The organism is Microbacterium phycohabitans (genome assembly GCF_032464935.1).
GTDB lineage: Bacteria > Actinomycetota > Actinomycetes > Actinomycetales > Microbacteriaceae > Microbacterium > Microbacterium phycohabitans.
This window is the reverse complement of sequence record NZ_JAWDIT010000003.1, coordinates 305,023-323,681: the sequence shown is the minus strand read 5'-3', so window position 1 is coordinate 323,681 and position 18,659 is coordinate 305,023. Positions and strand designations below refer to the sequence as shown.

The following is an 18,659-nucleotide window of genomic DNA, read 5'->3' as shown; positions in this document are numbered from 1 at the left end:
GATCATGCGACGGCAGAACTTCACCGACGACACGGTCGACTACGCGGCGGTCGGCGCCACCCAGGCGCCCGACCTCATGCAGTACCCGCCGGAGCACTCCGTGCCCGCGGAAGACGCGTGGCGCATCGGCAGCGGCGAGGAGCGCTTCGTCGCGGCCGGTGAGCTGCTGCTCTCCTGGGCCCCGCTGCGCGGGGAGGAACTGAGCATCACCGATGTGCGCCCGGCATCCCGAGGGGGGTACGCCGGCGTCGGCTTCGACGCCGAGGGAGCGCCGGTGGCGCCGAGCCGGCTGGAGGCCGAACAGCGCTTCGCCGCCGACGGCACCCCGTTCGTCAGCCCCGGCACCGGCGTGCGTCTGCACGGCAAGGTCGACGGCCACCGCGCCGACGCCGAACTGCGCGTCATCTCGGTCTTCGAGGAGCCCCGCCGGGTCGGCTTCATCCTCGGGACGGTCGGGCATTCGATCGTGAGCGGCGAAGAGCTCTTCGCCCTCGAATGGCGCGAGAACGACGAGGTCTGGTTCGTCGTGCGGGCCTTCGACCGGCCGACCGCGCCGTCGTACCGCCTCTTCACGAGCCGCGTCCGGCGTCGGCGCAAGGCGCTGTTCGCGCGGTACCTGCGCGCGATCTCGCCGCTGTACACGTCCTGATGGGCGGGCCCCTCCCGCTCGGCGACCCCGCGCCCGTCGACGGTCGGCTCCCCGGCGACCTGGTTGTCGACGCCGACGCCGACTTCGGCGTGTACCTGCACGTGCCGTTCTGCCGCGTGCGCTGCGGCTACTGCGACTTCAACACGTACACCGCGAGCGAGCTGCGCGGAGCCCGCCAAGACGACTTCGCCGACACGCTCGCCGCCGAGGTCCGCCTCGCGGGCACGGTGATGGATGCCGCGGGCGGTCGGCGCGCGGCATCCACGGTGTTCTTCGGCGGCGGCACGCCCACATTGCTCCCGCCCGGCGATCTGGCGCGGATGCTGGATGCCGTGCGCGAGGAGTTCGGCATCGCCGAGGGCGCGGAGGTCACGGTCGAGGCCAACCCCGACACGGTCGACGACGCCGTCGCGGGCACCCTTGCCGCGGCGGGCGTGACGCGCCTGTCGATCGGCATGCAGTCGGCCCGGCCGCACGTGCTCGCCGCCCTCGATCGCACGCACGACCCGGCCAACGTCTCCACCGCCGTCTCGGCCGCGCGCCGCGCCGGTCTCGACGTCTCGGTCGACCTGATCTACGGCGCACCGGGGGAGTCGCTCGACGACTGGCGCGCCTCCCTCGAGGCGGCCACGGCTCTGGAGCCCGACCATGTCTCGGCCTATGCGCTGATCGTCGAAGACGGCACGAAGCTGGCTCGTCAGATCCGCTCGGGGGTGGTCGCCATGCCGGATGACGACCTGCAGGCCGACATGTACGAGCTCGCCGACGATCTGCTCGCGGCCGCCGGCTACGACTGGTACGAGGTCTCGAACTGGTCGCGCGGGGTCGACCACCGTTCCCGGCACAACCTCGCCTACTGGCGCGGCACCGACTGGTGGGGCTTCGGTCCCGGCGCCCACAGCCATGTCGCCGGGCTGCGGTGGTGGAACGTCAAACACCCGGCCGCTTATGCACAGCGCCTCGCGGCCGAGGAGTCGCCCGCCGCCGCACGCGAGCGTCCCGACGAGACCGCGCGCCGGCTCGAGTCGGTGCTCCTGCGCAGTCGCATCCGCGAGGGGCTCGCGGTGTCGGAGATCCTCGGCGAGGGCCGCAAGGCCGTGGCATCCCTCATCGCCGACGGCCTCATTGAGGGCGCGGATGCCGTGCGCGGGCGCATCGTGCTGACACGCCGCGGACGCCTGCTGGCGGATGCCGTGGTGCGCGCGCTCACGGCCTGACCCGCGCGGAGTCGATCCACCCGTCGAATCGGTGTGCTCTCGCGCGAGACGGCGCACGCCTGTGTCGGCCCCTCGCGCGTGCCGGCGCTCCGCGCATCCCGACATCCCGGTGATCATCGGCGTCCCGGCGCGTGCCGCATCCCTCGATGAACGCCGATCCGGACGAAACACTGCGCGACGCAGCGTGTCTCGACAGGATCGGCGTTTATCGCCGGGGTGGACGGGACGCGCGAGGCACGCCCCGCGAGCCGCTCGACGCAGGGGCCGGGCGATCGTCGTAGAATTGGCACTCAGTCGAGTCGAGTGCCAGACGGGAGGAGCAGCGCATGGTGTCGGAACGCGGCCTCCAGGTCCTGCGCGCGATCGTCCAGGACTACGTCGACACGCGTGAGCCGGTCGGCAGCAAAGCCATCGTCGACCGCCACGCCTTCGGAGTCTCGGCCGCCACGATCCGCAACGACATGGCGCTGCTCGAAGACGAAGACCTCATCGTCGCGCCGCACACCTCGTCGGGGCGCGTGCCCACCGACAAGGGCTACCGCGTCTTCGTCGACCACCTCGCCGAGCTGAGGCCGCTGTCGACCGCGCAGCGCTCCGCCATCACGTCGTTCCTCGACGAGGCCGGGGATCTCGACGACCTCCTCGCTCGAACGGTGCGGGCGCTCACGCAGCTGACCGGCCAGGTCGCGATCGTGCAGTACCCCTCGTTCTCCCGCGCCAACGTCACGCACGTGGAGCTCGTCGCCCTCGGCGGACCCCGGGTGCTCGTCATCCTGGTCACCGACACCGGGCGGGTCTCGCAGCGCATCGCGCTCGTGCCCGTCGAGCCCGGTGAGAGCGACATCGCGCTCCTGCGGGCGCGCGTGGGAGCGGTGCTCGTGGGGCGCAGCGTCGCCGAGAGCGCACAGCGCGTGGCAGAAGCCCTCTCCGACGGCCCGCGGCCCGGCGTCGCCCTCGACGCGATCGCCGACGCCGTGCTGCGCGTGGTCGGCGAAGAGCTCGAGGAGTTCCGCCAAGACCGCCTCGTCATGGCCGGTGCGGCGACGCTCGCCAAGCGGGAGCAGGACTTCCGCGGCAGCATCTACCCGCTCCTCGAGGCGATCGAGGAGCAGGTGACCCTGCTGCGGCTGATGAGCGAGATGGTCGCCGACGAGAAGGGCCTGTCGGCGAGTATCGGACGCGAGAACGAACCGTTCGGCCTCGTCGAGGCCTCGGTGCTCGCGAGCCGGTACGACGGCTCGACCGGTGGCGCCCGCGTGGGCCTGCTCGGGCCCACGCGCATGGACTACTCCTCCAACCTCGCGGCGGTCCGCGCCGTCGCGCACTATCTGACCCGGATGCTCGAAGACGACGACAGTTCGCGCTGACGTCGATCGCTGCGAGCACTCCCCACGAGAACGACCCCGCGACAGCGGGCAGGAAGGCGATTGTGGCTGACCACTACGAGGTCCTGGGCGTCGAACGCGACGCCAGCCCGGAAGACATCAAGAAGGCCTACCGGCGTCTGGCGCGCCAGTTGCACCCCGACGTCAACCCGGGGGAGGACGCCTCGGAGCGCTTCAAGCTGGTGACCCACGCCTACGACGTTCTCAGCGACCCCGAGCAGCGTCGCCGCTACGACATGGGCGGCGATCAGAGCCCGTTCGGCGGCGGGGGAGCGGCGGGCTTCGGCGGCTTCAGCGACATCTTCGAAACGTTCTTCGGCGGCGCGCAGGGCGGCGGCGGAGGTCGTGGTCCGCGTCCGCGCTCGCGTCGGGAGCGCGGCCAGGACGCCCTCGTGCGCGTCACGCTGCACCTCGGCGACGTGGTCTTCGGCACGCACCGCGACCTCGAGGTCGACACGGCGGTGCTCTGCGAGACGTGTCAGGGGGCCTGCACCCAGCCCGGAACGAGCGAGGTCACGTGCGACATCTGCCACGGCTCCGGTCACGTGCAGCGCACCGTGCGGAGCCTGCTTGGCAACGTCGTCACCAGCCAGCCCTGCACCGTGTGCCACGGTCACGGCACGACCATCCCCTACCCCTGCGGCACCTGCCAGGGTCAGGGACGCGTGCGCGCACGCCGCACGGTGTCGGTCGACATCCCCGCGGGCGTCGAGTCGGGCCTGCGCCTGCAGCTCCCCGGCTCGGGCGAGGTCGGTCCGGCCGGCGGCCCCAACGGCGACCTGTACCTCGAGATCACGGTGGAGGCGCACGACGCCTTCAGCCGCGAGGGCGACGACCTCGTCGCGACCCTCGAGGTGTCGATGCCCGACGCCATCCTCGGCGCCACGACGACGATCGAATCCCTCGACGGATCCGTCGACCTCGAGGTGCGCCCCGGCGTGCAGTCCGGCGACGTGCTGACGATCAAGGGTCGCGGGATCACGCCCCTGCGGGGCTCCCAGCGCGGCGACCTCAAGGTCGGCGTGCACGTGGTGACCCCCACGCGTCTCGATCATCGCGACCGCGCCCTCATCGAGGAGTTCGCCAAGCGAACGAAGGCCCCCAAGCCCCGCCTGGCCGAGCACCAGCAGGGCATGTTCAGCAAGTTCCGCGACCGCTTCCGGCACTGATCGTGGCGCTGCACTTCGTCACCGACGGCGCCGCGTCCGCACGTCCCGGGGATGCCGTGACCCTGACGGGAACGGAGGCGCACCACGCCGCCAGCGTCCGGCGTGTGCGCGTCGACGAGACGGTGACCCTCGGCGACGGTCGCGGCGTCTGGCTCTCGGGCGTCGTGATCGCCGTCGGTCCCAAGCAGGTCGAGGTCCGCGTCGCCTCGCGCGACGAGGTCTCCGAGCCGTCCCCGCGCTTCGTGCTCGTGCAGGCGCTCGCGAAAGGCGACCGCGACGAGCTCGCGGTGCAGGCGGCCACCGAGCTCGGTGTCGACGCGATCGTCCCGTGGCAGGCGGCGCGGAGCGTGTCGCGGTGGGATGCCAAGGAGGACAAGGGGCTCGCGCGCTGGCGCACCATCGTGCGCGAGGCCGCCAAGCAGGCGCATCGCGCATGGATCCCCGAGGTGCAGAGGCTGGCGCGAACGGCCGACCTCGTCGCTCTCGCCCGCACGGCGCTCGTCCTGGTGCTGGAGCCCTCGGCATCCGCTCGGCTCACCGAGGTGGCCGCGGAGGCCTCGGACGGACGTGACGTCGTGCTCGTCGTCGGCCCGGAGGGCGGCATCGCCCCCGAGGAGCTCTCGGCGCTCGAGGACGCCGGCGCGCGGCTCGTGCGCCTCGGCGACACCGTGCTGCGCACCTCCACCGCGGGGGCTGCGGCGGTCTCGGTGCTGTCGGCGGCGCACGGGCGGTGGTGAGCGGGTCCGCGTCACCGGTTCGGGGTGCGCTCCGGCGTTCGGGGCACGAGATCTCCGCCCCGACCCGCTCGCCGACGTTTCAGCGGCTCCGCCCACTCGACCTGCGTGTCGGAGGCCCTCACTAGACTGGATGCCATGAGCGAACCGTCGATCTTCACGCGCATCCTGCAGGGCGAGATCCCCGCCGAGATCGTGGCCGAGACCGAGAACGTCTTCGCGATCCGCGACATCGCGCCCCAGGCGCCGGTCCACCTGCTCGTCATCCCCAAGACGGCGCAGTACCACGACGTCGTCGAGCTCGCCGCCGGCGACCCGGCGCTGCTCGCCGAGGTCGTCGGCCTCGCCGACCGCCTCGCCGCCGAGCACGCCGACGGCGACTTCCGACTGATCTTCAACACCGGCGCCGGTGCCGGTCAGACCGTCTTCCATGTGCACGCCCACGTCCTCGCGGGCGGCCTGAACGAAAAGAGCCTGGGTGGCTGATTCCCCCGAAGAGACCGTCGTCGAGCAGATCGCCGTCGACGGTGTGGCCATGGTGCAACTGCTCGGCCCGCAGGATCGCCTCCTGCGCGTCGTCGAGAAGGAGCACCCCGACGTCGACGTCCACGTGCGCGGCAACGAGATCACGCTCTCCGGTGCGGCCGGGGCGGTGCGCGCCGCACGCGGCCTCGTCGACGAACTGCTCGCGATGACCCGCTCGGGCCAGGGCCTCGACCCCTCCGACGTGTCGAGCTCGAACCGCATGCTGAGAAGCGACGGCGGGCCGCGCCCGTCCGAGGTCATGGGCGAGGCGATCCTGTCGTCGCGCGGCAAGGTGATCCGCCCCAAGACGGCCGGGCAGAAGGAGTACGTCGACGCGATCGACGAGAACACCATCGTGTTCGGGATCGGTCCGGCCGGTACCGGCAAGACGTACCTCGCGATGGCGAAGGCCGTGCAGGCGCTGCAGCGCAAAGAGGTCAACCGCATCATCCTGACCCGTCCCGCCGTCGAGGCGGGGGAGCGGCTCGGGTTCCTGCCGGGCACCCTCACCGACAAGATCGACCCCTACCTGCGCCCGCTCTACGACGCGCTCAACGAGATGATGGACCCCGACATCGTCCCCAAGCTCATGGCGACGGGGACGATCGAGGTCGCACCTCTGGCGTACATGCGCGGTCGCACGCTCAACGATTCGTTCGTCGTGCTCGACGAGGCGCAGAACACCACGCCCGAGCAGATGAAGATGTTCCTCACGCGCCTCGGGTTCGGCACGCGCATGGTCGTGACCGGTGACATCACCCAGGTCGACCTGCCGCAGGGCGCGTCGGGTCTGCGCCTGGTCACCCGCGTTCTCAGCGACATCGACGACATCCACTTCTCGCGACTGACCAGCGACGACGTCGTGCGTCATTCGCTCGTCGGCCGCATCGTCGACGCGTACAGCGAGTACGACGAGAAGCGCCTGGCCGCGCGTCGCGAGCGCGACGAGGCCTCCGAGTTCGCCACCCGTGCGGAGCGACGCGGCCCCGGTGCCGCCGGTCCCCGCGATCACCTCCCGAGACGAAACCGCTCATGACGATCGAGATCAACAACGAATCCGGCCACGAGGTCGACGAACAGGTGCTGCTGCGCCTGATGGAGTACAACCTGGCGGAGCTGCACGTCAGCGCCGACGCCGACGTGGCGATCGTGCTCGTCGACGAAGGCGCCATGGAGTCGCTGCACGTGCAGTGGATGGACGAGCCCGGCCCGACCGACGTGCTCAGCTTCCCGATGGACGAACTGCGTCCCGGCTCCGAAGACGCCCCCACGCCCGCGGGCCTGCTCGGCGACATCGTGCTGTGCCCCGCCGTGGCCGAGACCCAGGCCGTCGCGGCGAAGCACTCGACGCAGGACGAGCTCATCCTCCTCACCACGCACGGGCTCCTGCACCTGCTCGGGTTCGACCACGCCGAACCCGACGAGGAGCGCGAGATGTTCGGCCTGCAGCGCGAGCTGATCAGCGGGTTCCAAGCCGTCGAACGCCAGCGTCGGGCATGACCGAAGCGCTCCTCCTCGTCGCCGCCTTCCTCCTCGTCGCCTTCGGCGGGTTGATGGCGGCCTCCGAGGCGGCGCTCGGCGTGACCTCGCGCACGGATCTCCTGGAGCTCGGCGCCTCGGGCCGCAACGCCCGGTCGCTGCGTCGCATCGCCGATGACACCAGCGCGCACAACACCGCGGTGGTGTTCATCCGCGTGCTCTCCGAGACCACCGCGGCCGTGCTCGTCGCCGCCGCGTTCATGCTGATCTTCGACGACATCTGGCTCGCGGTCGCCGCTGCGGCCGTACTGATGACGGGGATTTCCTTCGTCGCGGTCGGTGCGAGCCCCCGGTCGGTCGGTCGTCAGCACGCGCGCGGTCTGCTGCGCGGTATCGCTCCCGTCATCCGGGGGATGCGCGTCCTGCTCGGCCCCCTCGCACACGGTCTCGTCGCGGTCGGCAACCGGGTTACCCCCGGGGTCTCGCACTCGACGTCGTTCGCGTCGGAGGAGCAGCTGCTCAGCATCATCGACGAGGCCGCCGAGAACGAACTCATCGAGGAAGACGACCGCGAGCTCATCCACTCGGTGTTCGACTTCACCGACCGGTACGTGCGCGAGGTGATGGTGCCGCGCACCGACATGGTGAGCGTGGATGCCACTGCCACCTCGCGCGAGGCCCTCGCACTGTTCCTCGAGAAGGGCGTCTCGCGCGTCCCCCTCGCCGACGACGAGGCCGACGACGTCGTGGGGGTTCTCTACCTGAAAGACCTCGTGCAGTTCGGCTTCCGCGACGAGGCGGGCTGGCGCGACGCCCCCATCCGTCGCATCGCCCGACCCGCCGTGTTCGTCCCCGAGTCGATGAAGGCCGAGACGCTCCTGCAGCAGATGAAGAAGGATGCCGTCCACGTCTGCCTCGTCGTCGACGAGTACGGCGGCGTCGCGGGTCTGGTCACGCTCGAAGACCTCATCGAGGAGCTCGTGGGCGAGATCGCCGACGAGTACGACGCCCCGAACACCGAGATCGTCGAGCTCCCCGACGGACGCTACCGGGTCAACGCCCGCCTCGGCCTCGATGAGGTCGGCGACCTCTTCGGCCTCGAGCTCGACGACGAGGACGTCGACTCGATCGGCGGTCTGCTGGGCAAGGCGCTCGGTCGCATCCCGCAACCCGGCGCCACCGCCGAACACTCCGGCCTCGTGATGACCGGCGGCGCATCGCGCGGCCGCAACCGGGGTATCGCCACCGTGATCGTCGAGCGCAGCGAAACGCCCGCCGACGACGACGCCGAGGCAGAGCTCTCGGCGCGTGAAAGGAACGACAGATGACCGACACCCGATCCGGCTTCGTGACCTTCGTGGGCCGGCCCAACGTCGGCAAGTCCACGCTGACCAATGCGCTCGTGGGCGAGAAGGTCGCGACCACGAGCGAGAAGCCGCAGACGACGCGGCGCGCGATCCGCGGGATCGTCAACCGACCCGGCGGGCAGCTGGTGGTCGTCGACACCCCCGGCATCCACCGACCGCGCACCCTGCTCGGCCAGCGCCTGAACGACCTGGTGGAGCAGGTGCTCGGCGACGTCGACGTCATCGCGTTCTGCGCCCCCGCGACCGAGAAGGTCGGCCCCGGCGATCGGCGGATCGCGGAGTCGCTGTCCGGATACCCGCGTGCCAAGAAGGTCGCCCTGGTGACCAAGACCGACGCCGCCAGTCGCGACCAGATCACCGAACGCCTCGTCGAAGTCGATGCGCTCCGCGAGGACTGGGCCGCGGTCATCCCCCTCTCGGCCGTGACCAACGATCAGCTCGACGTCCTCAGCGACGAGCTGCTGGCGCTCATGCCCGTGGGCCCGGCGCTCTACGCCGACGACGTCGTGACCGACGAGACGCTCGAAGACCGCATTGCCGAGATCATCCGCGAAGCCGCCCTGCACGGCGTGCGCGATGAGCTTCCGCACTCGATCGCGGTCACGGTCGACGACGTCGCCGCCCGTGAAGACAGCGATCTCACCGACGTCTACGCGAACATCGTCGTCGAGCGCGACAGCCAGAAGGCGATCATCATCGGCCGCAAGGGCTCTCGACTGGCCGATGTCGGCGCGCGCGCCCGTGCCGGTATCGAACCGCTGGTGGGTGGGCGCGTCTACCTATCGCTGCACGTGCGCGTGGCGAAAGAATGGCAGCGCGACCCGAAGCAGCTCGGACGCCTCGGCTTCTGAGGGGCGTCCGCCACCCGGCGGCCGAGCAACCCCGACCCCGCGCGAGAGCGTGCGGTCCTCACGGAAGGTGCACGTAATGGCGAAGCGATGGACGGCGCCGACTCCGGGGCCGATCGAGACCTGGAGCTACGACGAGGTCGAGGTTCCCGCGCCCGGGCCCGGAGAGGTGAAGATCCGCGTGCGCGCGGCCGGAGTCAATCCCGCCGACGCCAAGCACGTCGCGACAGCGCGTCCGGGCGTGCAGTTCCCGGTGCCCATCGGCTACGAACTCTCGGGGCAGGTCATCGCCCTCGGTGCCGACGCCGTCGGTGGTTCGGGCGAGCTCGCGGTCGGCGATGAGGTCGTGGCGTTCCGGGTGCAGGGCGCCTACGCCACCGACATCACGGTTCCCGCCCGCGACGTGTTCGCCAAACCCGCGAACCTCTCGCACGAAGAGGCCGCGAACCTCCTGCTCGCCGGGACCACCGCGGCGGAGATGATCCAGGTCACGCGGGTCGCCGAGGGGGAGACCGTGCTGCTGCACGCCGCATCCGGAGCGGTGGGGGTGAGTCTTCTCCAGCAGGCGCGAGAGCTCGGGGTGCGCGTCATCGGCACGGTCGGGGCGGATGCCGACGACTCCGCCGAGCGCGTGCGTCGCTACGGCGGCATCCCGGTCGCCTACGGCGAGGGGCTGCGCGAGCGCGTCGAGGCGGCGGCCGACGGTGCGGCGATCGCGGCCGCCTGGGACGCGGCGGGGACCGACGAGGCCATCGACGTCTCGCTCGAGCTCGTCTCCGACCGGGACCGTGTCGTCACGATCGTCTCGCCCGACCGGGCGAAGGCCGACGGCTTCCTCTGGATCGCCGGAGCGCGCCCCGAGAGCGCCCGGTTCCGCGACATCGCCCGTACCCGGGTGCTCGAGCTTGCGGCATCCGGTGCCCTCGAGGTGCCTGTCGCGCGCACCTAACCGCTCGACGAGGCCATCGACGCCGTGCGCTTCGTCATGACCGGGCACCCCGGCGGCAAGGTCGCCCTGCTGCCGTGAGCGCCTCGCCGTTCACGTTGCCGCCCGCGCCGGAGACCCTCGAGATCACGGGGGAGCGGGTACGCCTGCGTCCGTTCGAGGAGCACGATCTCGACGCGATGGCGGCGTACCGCGGCGACGCCGAGGTGTGCCGGTTCCTCCCCTTCGATCCGCAGTCGCCCGACGACATCCGACGCCGCAACGGTCACCTGATGGGCCGCACGACGCTGGAGGGGGAGCGCGGCGGGGTCATGCTGGTCATCGAACGGCTCGACGACGGCGCGGTGATCGGCGACCTCGTGCTCTTCCACCTCGATGCGGACGAGGGTTCGGCGGACATCGGCTGGGTCGTGAGCCCGGCGGCATCCGGCCTGGGCCTCGCCACCGAGGCGGTACGCGCGCTCGTCGACACGGCGTTCGAGGTCTACGGGCTCCGTCGCCTCGTCGCCCAGATCGATCCCGACAACGCTCGCTCTGTCGCGTTGGCCGAGCGCCTCGGGATGCGCCGCGAGGCGCACTTCGTCGAGAAGGACTGGTTCAAGCACCGCTGGGCCGACCTGCTCGTCTACGCCGTGCTGGCGCGCGAGTGGGGATCACCCGTCGCATGACGGCGGGCGCTCGCGCCGCGGGCGGGGCGGATGCCGCGGCACGGGGCTGCTACGATCGCTCCATGCGCTTCGGTGGCCTTCTTCTTCTTAGCTGCCGCGACGAGTCCTCGTTCTAAGGGCCTTCCTCGTCGCGGAGATCGTCGTCGGCCCCACCGAACGAATCTAAAGAAGCGACACATCATGAAGAACACCCAGAAGCCCACGTCCGCTCCGGTGCACAAGTACCGTCCCTTCCACGAGCAGATCCGGGTCGACCTGCCCGACCGCACGTGGCCGAGCAAGCGGATCGAGGCCGCACCCCGCTGGTGCGCCGTCGACCTGCGCGACGGCAACCAGGCCCTCATCGATCCGATGAGCCCCGAGCGCAAGCGGGTCATGTTCGACCTGCTGGTGAAGATGGGCTACAAGGAGATCGAGGTCGGGTTCCCCAGCGCCAGCCAGACCGACTTCGACTTCGTCCGTCAGCTGATCGACGACGACCTGATCCCCGACGACGTCACCATCCAGGTGCTGACGCAGGCGCGCGAGCACCTCATCGCCCGCACGTACGAGGCGATCGCCGGCGCCAAGCAGGCCATCGTGCACCTGTACAACTCGACGAGCGTGCTGCAGCGCGAGGTCGTGTTCCGCACCGACGAGCAGGGCATCGTCGACATCGCGCTCGAGGGCGCCCGCCTGTGCAAGAAGTACGAGGCGACGATCCCCGAGACCCAGGTCTTCTACGAGTACTCACCTGAGAGCTACACCGGCACCGAGCTCGAGTTCGCTCTCCGCATCTGCAACGAGGTGCTCGAGGTCTTGGAGCCGACGCCCGAGCGCAAGGTCATCCTGAACCTGCCGGCCACCGTCGAGATGGCCACGCCGAACGTCTACGCCGACTCGATCGAGTGGATGTCGCGCCACCTGAACCACCGCGAGAACGTCATCCTGTCGCTGCACCCGCACAACGACCGCGGCACGGCCGTGGCCGCCGCGGAGCTCGGCTACATGGCGGGCGCCGACCGCATCGAGGGATGCCTGTTCGGCAACGGGGAGCGCACGGGCAACGTCGACCTCGTCGCCCTGGGCGTCAACCTGCTGACCCAGGGCATCGACCCGCAGATCGACTTCAGCGACATCGACCAGGTCAAGCGCACGGTCGAGTACTGCAATCAGCTGCCCGTGCCCGAGCGCAGCCCCTGGGCCGGCGACCTGGTCTTCACCGCCTTCAGCGGTTCGCACCAGGATGCCATCAAGAAGGGCTTCGAGGCGATGGAGGCCCGCGCGAGCGCCGAGGGCAAGACCATCGACGAGATCGAGTGGGCGGTGCCGTACCTGCCCATCGACCCGAAGGACCTCGGCCGGTCGTACGAGGCCGTCATCCGCGTCAACTCGCAGTCCGGCAAGGGTGGCGTCGCCTATCTGCTGAAGGCCGACCACGCGATCGACCTGCCGCGGAAGCTGCAGATCGAGTTCTCTGGCGTGGTGCAGGCGCGCACCGACGCCGAGGGCGGCGAGGTCTCGAGCGCCCAGATCTGGGACATCTTCACCGACGAGTATCTACCCTCCACGAACGACGACCAGCGCTGGGGCCGCTTCGAGCTGCTGTCGACCCGCTCCTCGAGCGACATGTCGGGCGATGTGCACCTCGACGTCTCGCTGCGCGACGGCGATTCCACGCACCCGGCCTCGGCCGTGGGCAACGGTCCGGTCGCGGCGTTCCTCGAGATCGTGCGCTCCCAGGGCTTCGACGTGACGCTGTACGACTACGTCGAGCACGCTCTCAGCTCGGGCGGTGACGCTCAGGCCGCGGCGTACGTCGAGCTGCAGGTCGACGACCAGCGTCTATGGGGCGTGGGCATCGACGGTGACATCTCGACGGCGTCGCTCAAGGCGATCGTCTCGGGCGTCAACCGCGCGATCCGCACGCGTCAGGCCGCGGGCGCCCTGGCCGGCGTCTGATCCGACCTCGAAGCGCCGTCATCCCCGTTCGGATGGCGGCGCTTCGGCGTGGGGGCGAGGGGCTTCGCACCCCTCCCGCCGAACGGTCTCGCCGCACCAGGGGGTCCTCATCTCGCCACACCGACAGGATGCGAGGATGAATCCGTGATCCGCGTCGACGCCCTCTACCGCTACCCCGTGAAGGGCTTCACGCCCGAGAAGCGCGACAGCCTCGTCATCCAGGGCGACGGACGCGTGCAGGGGGACCGCTCGCTCGTGTTCCGTTTCGCCGATGCGGTGGAGCCGGCGGATGCCACGTATCCGAAGAGCCGTGGGCTCGCGCTGATGACGTTCCCGACGCTCGCGCGCGTGCGCCTGACGTTCGACGACGACGCGCGGACGCTGCGTCTGAGCGTCGACGACATCGACGTCACCGCCGATCTCAGCGAGGAGGGCCGCGCGCGGCTGAGCGAAGCGGTCACCGCCTACCTCCGCACGACGAGCGATGCGACACTGCTCGAGGCCGACGGCATCCTGCCCCTGGGTCTGCTCGGAGACGGCCGCACCGCGCGCTTCCAGGACCGCCCGCAGGGGTTCGTCTCGCTGCACGGCGCGGCCTCGGTCACTGACCTGGATGCCACGGTCGCCGCTCCCGTCGACGATCGCCGTTTCCGCTCCAACATCGTCGTGAGCGGGACCGCACCGTGGGCGGAGTTGGAATGGCGGGGGCGCGTGCGGATCGGGGAGGTGGAGTTCGAGGTGCAGAAGCCGATCGAGCGCTGCGCCGCGATCACGGCGAACCCCGACACGGGCGTCCGCGACGCGCGCCTGCTGCGGGTGCTGACGACGGACTACGGCCAGGACGCCCCGACCCTCGGCATCCTGCTCCTCCCCGCCGGCTCCGGCGCCACCATCCGCGTGGGCGACGAGGTCGTACCGCTCGGCTGAGCCCGCAAGACCCCGCGCGAGCCGCCGACGGTCGTCGCTTCAGTGAGCACGTGAGCGACGATGATCGGCAACTCACGCGCGGGAGAGGCGGGCCTACTCGGCGTTGTCGGTGCGGATGATCGGGATGCCGGTGGTCTCGACCGCGACCTTGCGGCGGTAGAGCTTGCGCTGCTCGGGCAGGGACAGGTCGAAGAGCACGGCCAGCACGCGGAGCACCGTCGTCACCACCACGCCGATGACCGCGGCGAGCGGCAGCGGGACGCCGAACCCGGCCGTGACGGCGAGGACCACGCACCCCGCACCGGCGGCGACGGCGTAGAGCGAGCCCACGTGCATGATCGCGACCGGCAGCCCCATCAGCACGTCCCGCAGCACGCTGCCGCCCGCCGCGGCGACCACGCCCACGAAGATCGCGGGGACGGCGGGCAGGCCGAGGGCGAGGGCCTTCGACGTGCCGAACGCGCCGAACAGGCCGATCACGACCGCATCGAGCATGACGATGGCGCGGTTCAGCCTCTGGAAGATCCCCGACAGCAGCATCCCCACGATCGAGGCCAGGGTCGCGGTGATGAGGTACCAGTTGCTCTGCAGCGTCGCCGGGGTGAGCCCCAACAGGAGGTCGCGGATGAGACCCCCGCCCATCCCCAACAGGATGCCGATGATCGCGACCCCGAGCAGATCGAGGCGGCGCTGGCCCTGGAACCCCGAGGCGAACAGCGCCCCCTGCACGCCGCCGAGGGCGACGGCGGTGAGATCCGCCCACAGCGGGATGACGAAGGAGGGGGAGTCCACGGCATCCATTCTCCCGCCTCGTGCGCTCCGGCGCGCGCGCCGCGCAGGCCGCTCACGGGTGCGCGGACCGATAATGGACTGTGCCCACCTACCGCGACGAAGTCGTGGTCCTGCGTACCCACAAACTGGGGGAGGCGGACCGCATCCTCACCCTCCTCAGCCGCCGCAACGGCAAGATCCGCGCGGTCGCGAAGGGGGTGCGGCGGACGTCGTCGAAGTTCGGCTCGCGGCTGGAACCCTTCATGGTGGCCGACGTGCAGCTGTTCAAGGGCCGCAACCTCGACATCGTGCAGCAGGCCGAGTCGCTGGGCTCCTATGGGGCCGAGATCGTGGCGGACTACGACGTCTACACGACCGCCAGCGCGATGGTCGAGACGGCCGACCGGCTGAACGAGGCCGAGGCCACGCCCCAGCAGTACCTGCTGCTGGTCGGCGGGCTCCGCGCGCTGGCCCGCGGGGAGCACTCCGAGCGCAGCGTGCTGGATTCGTATCTGCTGCGCGCCATGGCCCTCTCGGGCTGGGCGCCGGGGCTGACCGAGTGCGCCCGCTGCGGCACCATCGGCGACCACGACTACTTCCTCCCGCAGCTCGGTGGCGTGGTCTGCTCGACCTGCGCCCCCGCGGGATCCCCGCGCGTGTCGCGCGACACCGTCGACATGCTCCGTGCGCTCATGGCGGGGGAGTGGGAGACCATCGACGCCGCCCCCGGCCGCACGACCGCCGCGGCCTCGGGCCTCGTCGCGGCGTACGCGCAGTTCCATCTGGAGCGCGGCATCCGCTCCCTCTCGCACCTGGAGGCGCATCGATGACACCGAAGCCGTTCACGCACCGCGACGCCGTGCCGTACCGCCCGTTGGACTGGACGGGAGAGTACCCGCCCGCTTACCCCAAGGGAGCCGTGCCCGAGCACGTCGCGATCGTGATGGACGGCAACGGGCGGTGGGCCAACCGGCAGGGGCTCACGCGCGTCGAGGGCCACCGTGCGGGGGAAGCGGCGCTGCTCGACGTCGTCGCCGGGGCGATCCAGGCCGGGGTGAAGCACCTCTCGGTCTACGCGTTCTCGACCGAGAACTGGTCGCGCTCGCCCGACGAGGTGCGCTTCCTCATGGGCTTCAACCGCGAGGTGCTGCACCGCCGCCGTGACCAGCTGAACGAGTGGGGCGTCCGCATCCGCTGGTCGGGTCGCAAGCCGCGCCTGTGGGGCTCGGTCATCAAGGAGCTGCAGCACGCCGAGCGCCTCACCGAGGGCAACTCCACCCTGACGCTGACGATGTGCGTCAACTACGGCGGGCGGGTGGAGATCGTGGATGCCGTGCGCCGCATCGGCGACGACATCGCCGCCGGCAAGCTCAAGCCCTCGGCGGTGACCGAGAAGCTCATCCGCAAGAACCTCTACCAGCCCGACATGCCCGACGTGGACCTGTTCGTGCGCTCCAGCGGCGAGCAGCGCACCTCGAACTTCCTGCTGTGGGAGTCGGCGTACGCCGAGATGGTGTTCCTCGACACGCTCTGGCCCGACTTCCGGCGCACGCACCTGTGGGACGCGATCGGGCTGTACCTCTCGCGCGACCGCCGCTTCGGCGGCGCGGTCGACGCACCGACGGCGTGATCGCCTAGCGCGCCAGCTCGGCGCGCAGGGATGCGGCGGCCTCCATGGCCACGCGACGCATCGCTTCGCGCGTCTGTCCGCCGATGTGCGGAGTGACGACGACGTCGGGCCTGTTGCGCAGCGGGTGGTCGACGGGCATCGGCTCCACGTCGGAGACGTCGAGTCCCGCCCCGCCCACCTGGCCGGCGTCGAGGGCCGCGACCAGCGCCTCCTCGTCGACGACCCCGCCTCGCGAGGTGTTCACCACGACCGCGTGAGGGCGCATGAGGCGGAACTGCGCGGCACCGAGGAGTCCGCGCGTCGTGGGGAGCAGGGGGACGTGCACGCTGACCGCATCGGCCCCCGCGAGCAGGTCGTCGAGCGCGTGCGGTTCGGAGCCGTCGGCTCGGATGTCGTCGTCGGGCACGGCCGGGTCGAACGCGAGCACGTGCATGCCGAACCCTCCCCGGGCGATCCGGGCGACGTGGCGCGCGATGCGGCCGTATCCGATAAGTCCGAGCGTCGAGCCGCTGAGCTCGCCCCCGATCAACGCGTCGCGGTCGGCCCTCCCGGCGGCTGCGGCACCGATGCCGCGCCGCACCGCCATGAGCAGAGCGATCGTGTGCTCGGCGACCGAGAGCACGTTCGCGTGCGGAGTCGTCGTGACCCGGATGCCACGCTCCCGGGCGAACGCGGTGTCGACGGTGTCGGTACCGACGCCGTGTCGCGCGACGATGCGCAGCCGCGGCATCCGGGCGAGCTGCGCGGCGTCCATCCGCGCGGTGCGCAGGAGGACGCCCTGAGCGAGAGGCGCGATCTCGACCTCGGCCGAGGCGGCCTCACCCCAGCCGCGATGGACATCCGCCCACGTCTCGAGCTCGGCCACCGCGTCGGGGTGCACCTCGCGCGGAATCCAGATCAGGGGACGCACGGGCGAGGCCTCAGACACGGGGCACCAGGGCGCGGTTGGCGGCGCGACGATCGGCCTCGCCGCGCACGAGGGCATCCGCGGCGGCCGTGACCTCGGCGATGCGCTCGCGCGGCACGACCGCGACGCCGTCGGCGTCGCCGACGATCCAATCGCCCGGGGACACCGGGACCCCTCCGAGGGTGACGGTGCCTCCGAGACGGTAAGGGCCGGTCTTCCACGGCCCCGCGGGCGTCACGGCGCGGGCGAACACCGGTACGCCCACCTCCCGCAGCTCCACCGCGTCGCGGGCGGCTCCATCGAGCACGATCCCGGCGACGCCCAGGGCCTTCGCCTTCTCGGCGACGAGTTCGCCGATGAGCGCGCGCGTCTCATCCGCCCCGCCGTCGACGACGAGGATCTCGCCCGGGCGGACCACGTCGAACGCCGCGTGCACGCCCCGGTTGTCACCGGGACGGGTGAGGACCGTGGCGGCGGGTCCGGACACCATCGCGCCGGCCCACAGCGGGGAGACGCCGCGGGCCACGCCGAAGCGCTCCATCGCGTCGCCGATCGTGGCGGCGGCATAGGCGCCGGGCGGCGGGTAGTCGCTGCTCTCGGGGATCGAGCTCGTCATCGGGCGGTCCTCTCGGTCGGGGGAAGGGGGTCAGTCCAGGGCGGCCGGCAGACCGCTGCGGCGGATGTCGGCGACGGCCGCCGTCAACGCGGCGAGGAACACCGGCAGGCGCTCCTCGGTGAAACGCGCCGTGGGTCCGCCGAGGCCGAGCACGACCGCCGGTCGACGCTCGTCGCCCTCCCGCACGATGACGGCGACGCCGCTGTTGCCCGGCTCGCGCGCGCCATGCGAGACGGCGTACCCGTCGCGGCGGGCGTCGGCCACCGCGGCGCGGAATCCGTCGACGTCGACAGCGGATCTTTCGTCGGCGGGGAGCGCATCGAGGAGGTGCTCGACGGCATCCGGACCGCTCGCGGCCACCAGGAGGGTCGAGGCGGCTCCGAGCAGCAGAGGCATCTCGTCGCCCACCTGCACGACGTGACGGAGCGAGTACGGGCTCGGCGATTGTCCGACGGCCACGCGCCGCAGGCCGCTGCGGGCGTAGAGGCTCGCGGTCTCGCCGGTCTCCTGCGCCAACCGCGTCATGCGGTCGGCGGTCTCCTCGGGCACGGCCCACGCCGCTTCGGCGAACGCCGCGAGACGGATGAGGCGGGCCCCCACGGTGACGCGTCCGTCGGCGGCGTGCCGCAGCATCCGTTCACCGACGAGGGTCTCGATCAGGCGCAGCACCGTGGTGCGCGGCAAACCGCTCTCACGGACGATCTCGGCGAGCGAGAGCACGGGCCGTGCCGCGGTGAAGCACTGCAGGACTTCGAACGCGCGTGTGACGGCGCGGACGCCTCCGCTCTCGGGGGCGGAGCGCTCGGATGCCTCGGTGATGGTGGACAAGGTGGCTGCCTTCCGTGGTGCGCCGGTTGCACCGATTCGTCCACGAGTGTAC

The 18,659-nt window shown here is 71.2% G+C and carries 20 protein-coding genes; 16 read left to right on the top strand and 4 right to left on the bottom strand.

Annotation, left to right across the window (positions count from 1 at the left end):
- The first annotated feature begins 4 nt into the window (after window positions 1–4).
- The 14 genes from RWH44_RS10120 (at window position 5) to RWH44_RS10055 (ending at window position 13,855) form a co-directional block, all read left to right on the top strand.
- Window positions 5–649, top strand: coding sequence for a DUF1990 domain-containing protein (locus tag RWH44_RS10120; protein WP_316004476.1), 645 nt, complete (start codon window positions 5–7; stop codon window positions 647–649).
- Window positions 649–1,866: a radical SAM family heme chaperone HemW gene (gene hemW, locus RWH44_RS10115; RefSeq protein WP_298872592.1), complete on the top strand. Its 1,218-nt coding sequence runs from the start codon at window positions 649–651 to the stop codon at window positions 1,864–1,866. The genes RWH44_RS10120 and hemW overlap by 1 nt, the downstream gene beginning before the upstream one ends.
- A gap of 326 nt (window positions 1,867–2,192) precedes the next feature.
- Window positions 2,193–3,233 carry a heat-inducible transcriptional repressor HrcA gene (hrcA, locus tag RWH44_RS10110; protein WP_316004475.1) on the top strand — a complete coding sequence of 347 codons (1,041 nt, stop codon included), beginning with the start codon at window positions 2,193–2,195 and terminating at the stop codon, window positions 3,231–3,233.
- Window positions 3,234–3,295: 62 nt separating this feature from the next.
- Complete coding sequence (gene dnaJ / locus RWH44_RS10105; protein ID WP_316004474.1) at window positions 3,296–4,420, top strand: molecular chaperone DnaJ; 1,125 nt, start codon at window positions 3,296–3,298, stop codon at window positions 4,418–4,420.
- 2 nt (window positions 4,421–4,422) lie between these two features.
- Window positions 4,423–5,157, top strand: coding sequence for a 16S rRNA (uracil(1498)-N(3))-methyltransferase (locus tag RWH44_RS10100; protein ID WP_316004473.1), 735 nt, complete (start codon window positions 4,423–4,425; stop codon window positions 5,155–5,157).
- A 135-nt stretch (window positions 5,158–5,292) separates the two neighbouring features.
- Window positions 5,293–5,640, top strand: coding sequence for an HIT domain-containing protein (locus tag RWH44_RS10095; protein WP_316004472.1), 348 nt, complete (start codon window positions 5,293–5,295; stop codon window positions 5,638–5,640).
- A gap of 49 nt (window positions 5,641–5,689) precedes the next feature.
- The gene (locus RWH44_RS10090; RefSeq protein WP_298873144.1) at window positions 5,690–6,715 is read left to right on the top strand and encodes a PhoH family protein; all 1,026 of its coding nucleotides are present in this window, start codon (window positions 5,690–5,692) and stop codon (window positions 6,713–6,715) included.
- Window positions 6,712–7,179 (top strand): rRNA maturation RNase YbeY, encoded by a 468-nt coding sequence (gene ybeY, locus RWH44_RS10085; RefSeq protein ID WP_298872609.1) that lies wholly within the window; start codon window positions 6,712–6,714, stop codon window positions 7,177–7,179. Before RWH44_RS10090 ends, ybeY begins: the two co-directional genes overlap by 4 nt.
- Window positions 7,176–8,486, top strand: coding sequence for a hemolysin family protein (locus tag RWH44_RS10080; protein WP_298872611.1), 1,311 nt, complete (start codon window positions 7,176–7,178; stop codon window positions 8,484–8,486). Before ybeY ends, RWH44_RS10080 begins: the two co-directional genes overlap by 4 nt.
- Entirely contained in the window at window positions 8,483–9,376 is an 894-nt protein-coding gene (gene era / locus RWH44_RS10075; RefSeq protein ID WP_316004471.1) for a GTPase Era, read from the top strand. Before RWH44_RS10080 ends, era begins: the two co-directional genes overlap by 4 nt.
- 76 nt (window positions 9,377–9,452) lie before the next feature.
- A complete protein-coding gene (locus RWH44_RS10070; RefSeq protein ID WP_316004470.1) occupies window positions 9,453–10,322 on the top strand; it encodes a quinone oxidoreductase family protein in 870 nt (289 codons plus the stop codon).
- Window positions 10,323–10,396: 74 nt separating this feature from the next.
- Entirely contained in the window at window positions 10,397–10,987 is a 591-nt protein-coding gene (locus RWH44_RS10065) for a GNAT family N-acetyltransferase (RefSeq protein ID WP_316004469.1), read from the top strand.
- Window positions 10,988–11,167: 180 nt separating this feature from the next.
- Window positions 11,168–12,928: a 2-isopropylmalate synthase gene (leuA, locus tag RWH44_RS10060; RefSeq protein WP_316004468.1), complete on the top strand. Its 1,761-nt coding sequence runs from the start codon at window positions 11,168–11,170 to the stop codon at window positions 12,926–12,928.
- Between the two features lie 144 nt (window positions 12,929–13,072).
- Window positions 13,073–13,855: an MOSC domain-containing protein gene (locus RWH44_RS10055; protein WP_316004467.1), complete on the top strand. Its 783-nt coding sequence runs from the start codon at window positions 13,073–13,075 to the stop codon at window positions 13,853–13,855.
- A 93-nt stretch (window positions 13,856–13,948) separates the two neighbouring features.
- Here RWH44_RS10055 and RWH44_RS10050 read toward each other — a convergent pair whose 3' ends face one another.
- Complete coding sequence (locus tag RWH44_RS10050) at window positions 13,949–14,647, bottom strand: trimeric intracellular cation channel family protein (RefSeq protein WP_316004466.1); 699 nt, start codon at window positions 14,645–14,647, stop codon at window positions 13,949–13,951.
- 80 nt (window positions 14,648–14,727) lie between these two features.
- Between RWH44_RS10050 and recO the strand changes: the two genes are divergently transcribed.
- Window positions 14,728–15,456, top strand: a complete 729-nt coding sequence (gene recO, locus RWH44_RS10045) for a DNA repair protein RecO (RefSeq protein WP_298872630.1) — start codon at window positions 14,728–14,730, stop codon at window positions 15,454–15,456.
- On the top strand, window positions 15,453–16,256 hold the full coding sequence (locus RWH44_RS10040; protein ID WP_316004465.1) for an isoprenyl transferase: 804 nt from the start codon (window positions 15,453–15,455) through the stop codon (window positions 16,254–16,256). Before recO ends, RWH44_RS10040 begins: the two co-directional genes overlap by 4 nt.
- A gap of 4 nt (window positions 16,257–16,260) precedes the next feature.
- Here RWH44_RS10040 and RWH44_RS10035 read toward each other — a convergent pair whose 3' ends face one another.
- Genes RWH44_RS10035 through RWH44_RS10025 form a run of 3 tightly spaced genes read right to left on the bottom strand, consistent with a single transcriptional unit; the run spans window position 16,261 to window position 18,607 of the window.
- Window positions 16,261–17,166: an NAD(P)-dependent oxidoreductase gene (locus RWH44_RS10035; RefSeq protein WP_316004464.1), complete on the bottom strand. Its 906-nt coding sequence runs from the start codon at window positions 17,164–17,166 to the stop codon at window positions 16,261–16,263.
- A 10-nt stretch (window positions 17,167–17,176) separates the two neighbouring features.
- Window positions 17,177–17,779, bottom strand: a complete 603-nt coding sequence (locus RWH44_RS10030; RefSeq protein WP_316004463.1) for an RraA family protein — start codon at window positions 17,777–17,779, stop codon at window positions 17,177–17,179.
- Between the two features lie 30 nt (window positions 17,780–17,809).
- A complete protein-coding gene (locus RWH44_RS10025) occupies window positions 17,810–18,607 on the bottom strand; it encodes an IclR family transcriptional regulator (protein WP_316004462.1) in 798 nt (265 codons plus the stop codon).
- Window positions 18,608–18,659 lie beyond the last annotated feature (52 nt).

Coding starts and splice junctions, on each gene's coding strand:
- RWH44_RS10120 (WP_316004476.1), top strand. CDS start 5: ATGCGACGGCAGAACTTCACCGACGACACGGTCGACTACGCGGCGGTC.
- hemW (WP_298872592.1), top strand. CDS start 649: ATGGGCGGGCCCCTCCCGCTCGGCGACCCCGCGCCCGTCGACGGTCGG.
- hrcA (WP_316004475.1), top strand. CDS start 2,193: ATGGTGTCGGAACGCGGCCTCCAGGTCCTGCGCGCGATCGTCCAGGAC.
- RWH44_RS10095 (WP_316004472.1), top strand. CDS start 5,293: ATGAGCGAACCGTCGATCTTCACGCGCATCCTGCAGGGCGAGATCCCC.
- RWH44_RS10090 (WP_298873144.1), top strand. CDS start 5,690: ATGGTGCAACTGCTCGGCCCGCAGGATCGCCTCCTGCGCGTCGTCGAG.
- ybeY (WP_298872609.1), top strand. CDS start 6,712: ATGACGATCGAGATCAACAACGAATCCGGCCACGAGGTCGACGAACAG.
- RWH44_RS10080 (WP_298872611.1), top strand. CDS start 7,176: ATGACCGAAGCGCTCCTCCTCGTCGCCGCCTTCCTCCTCGTCGCCTTC.
- era (WP_316004471.1), top strand. CDS start 8,483: ATGACCGACACCCGATCCGGCTTCGTGACCTTCGTGGGCCGGCCCAAC.
- RWH44_RS10070 (WP_316004470.1), top strand. CDS start 9,453: ATGGCGAAGCGATGGACGGCGCCGACTCCGGGGCCGATCGAGACCTGG.
- leuA (WP_316004468.1), top strand. CDS start 11,168: ATGAAGAACACCCAGAAGCCCACGTCCGCTCCGGTGCACAAGTACCGT.
- RWH44_RS10040 (WP_316004465.1), top strand. CDS start 15,453: ATGACACCGAAGCCGTTCACGCACCGCGACGCCGTGCCGTACCGCCCG.
- RWH44_RS10030 (WP_316004463.1), bottom strand. CDS start 17,779: ATGACGAGCTCGATCCCCGAGAGCAGCGACTACCCGCCGCCCGGCGCC.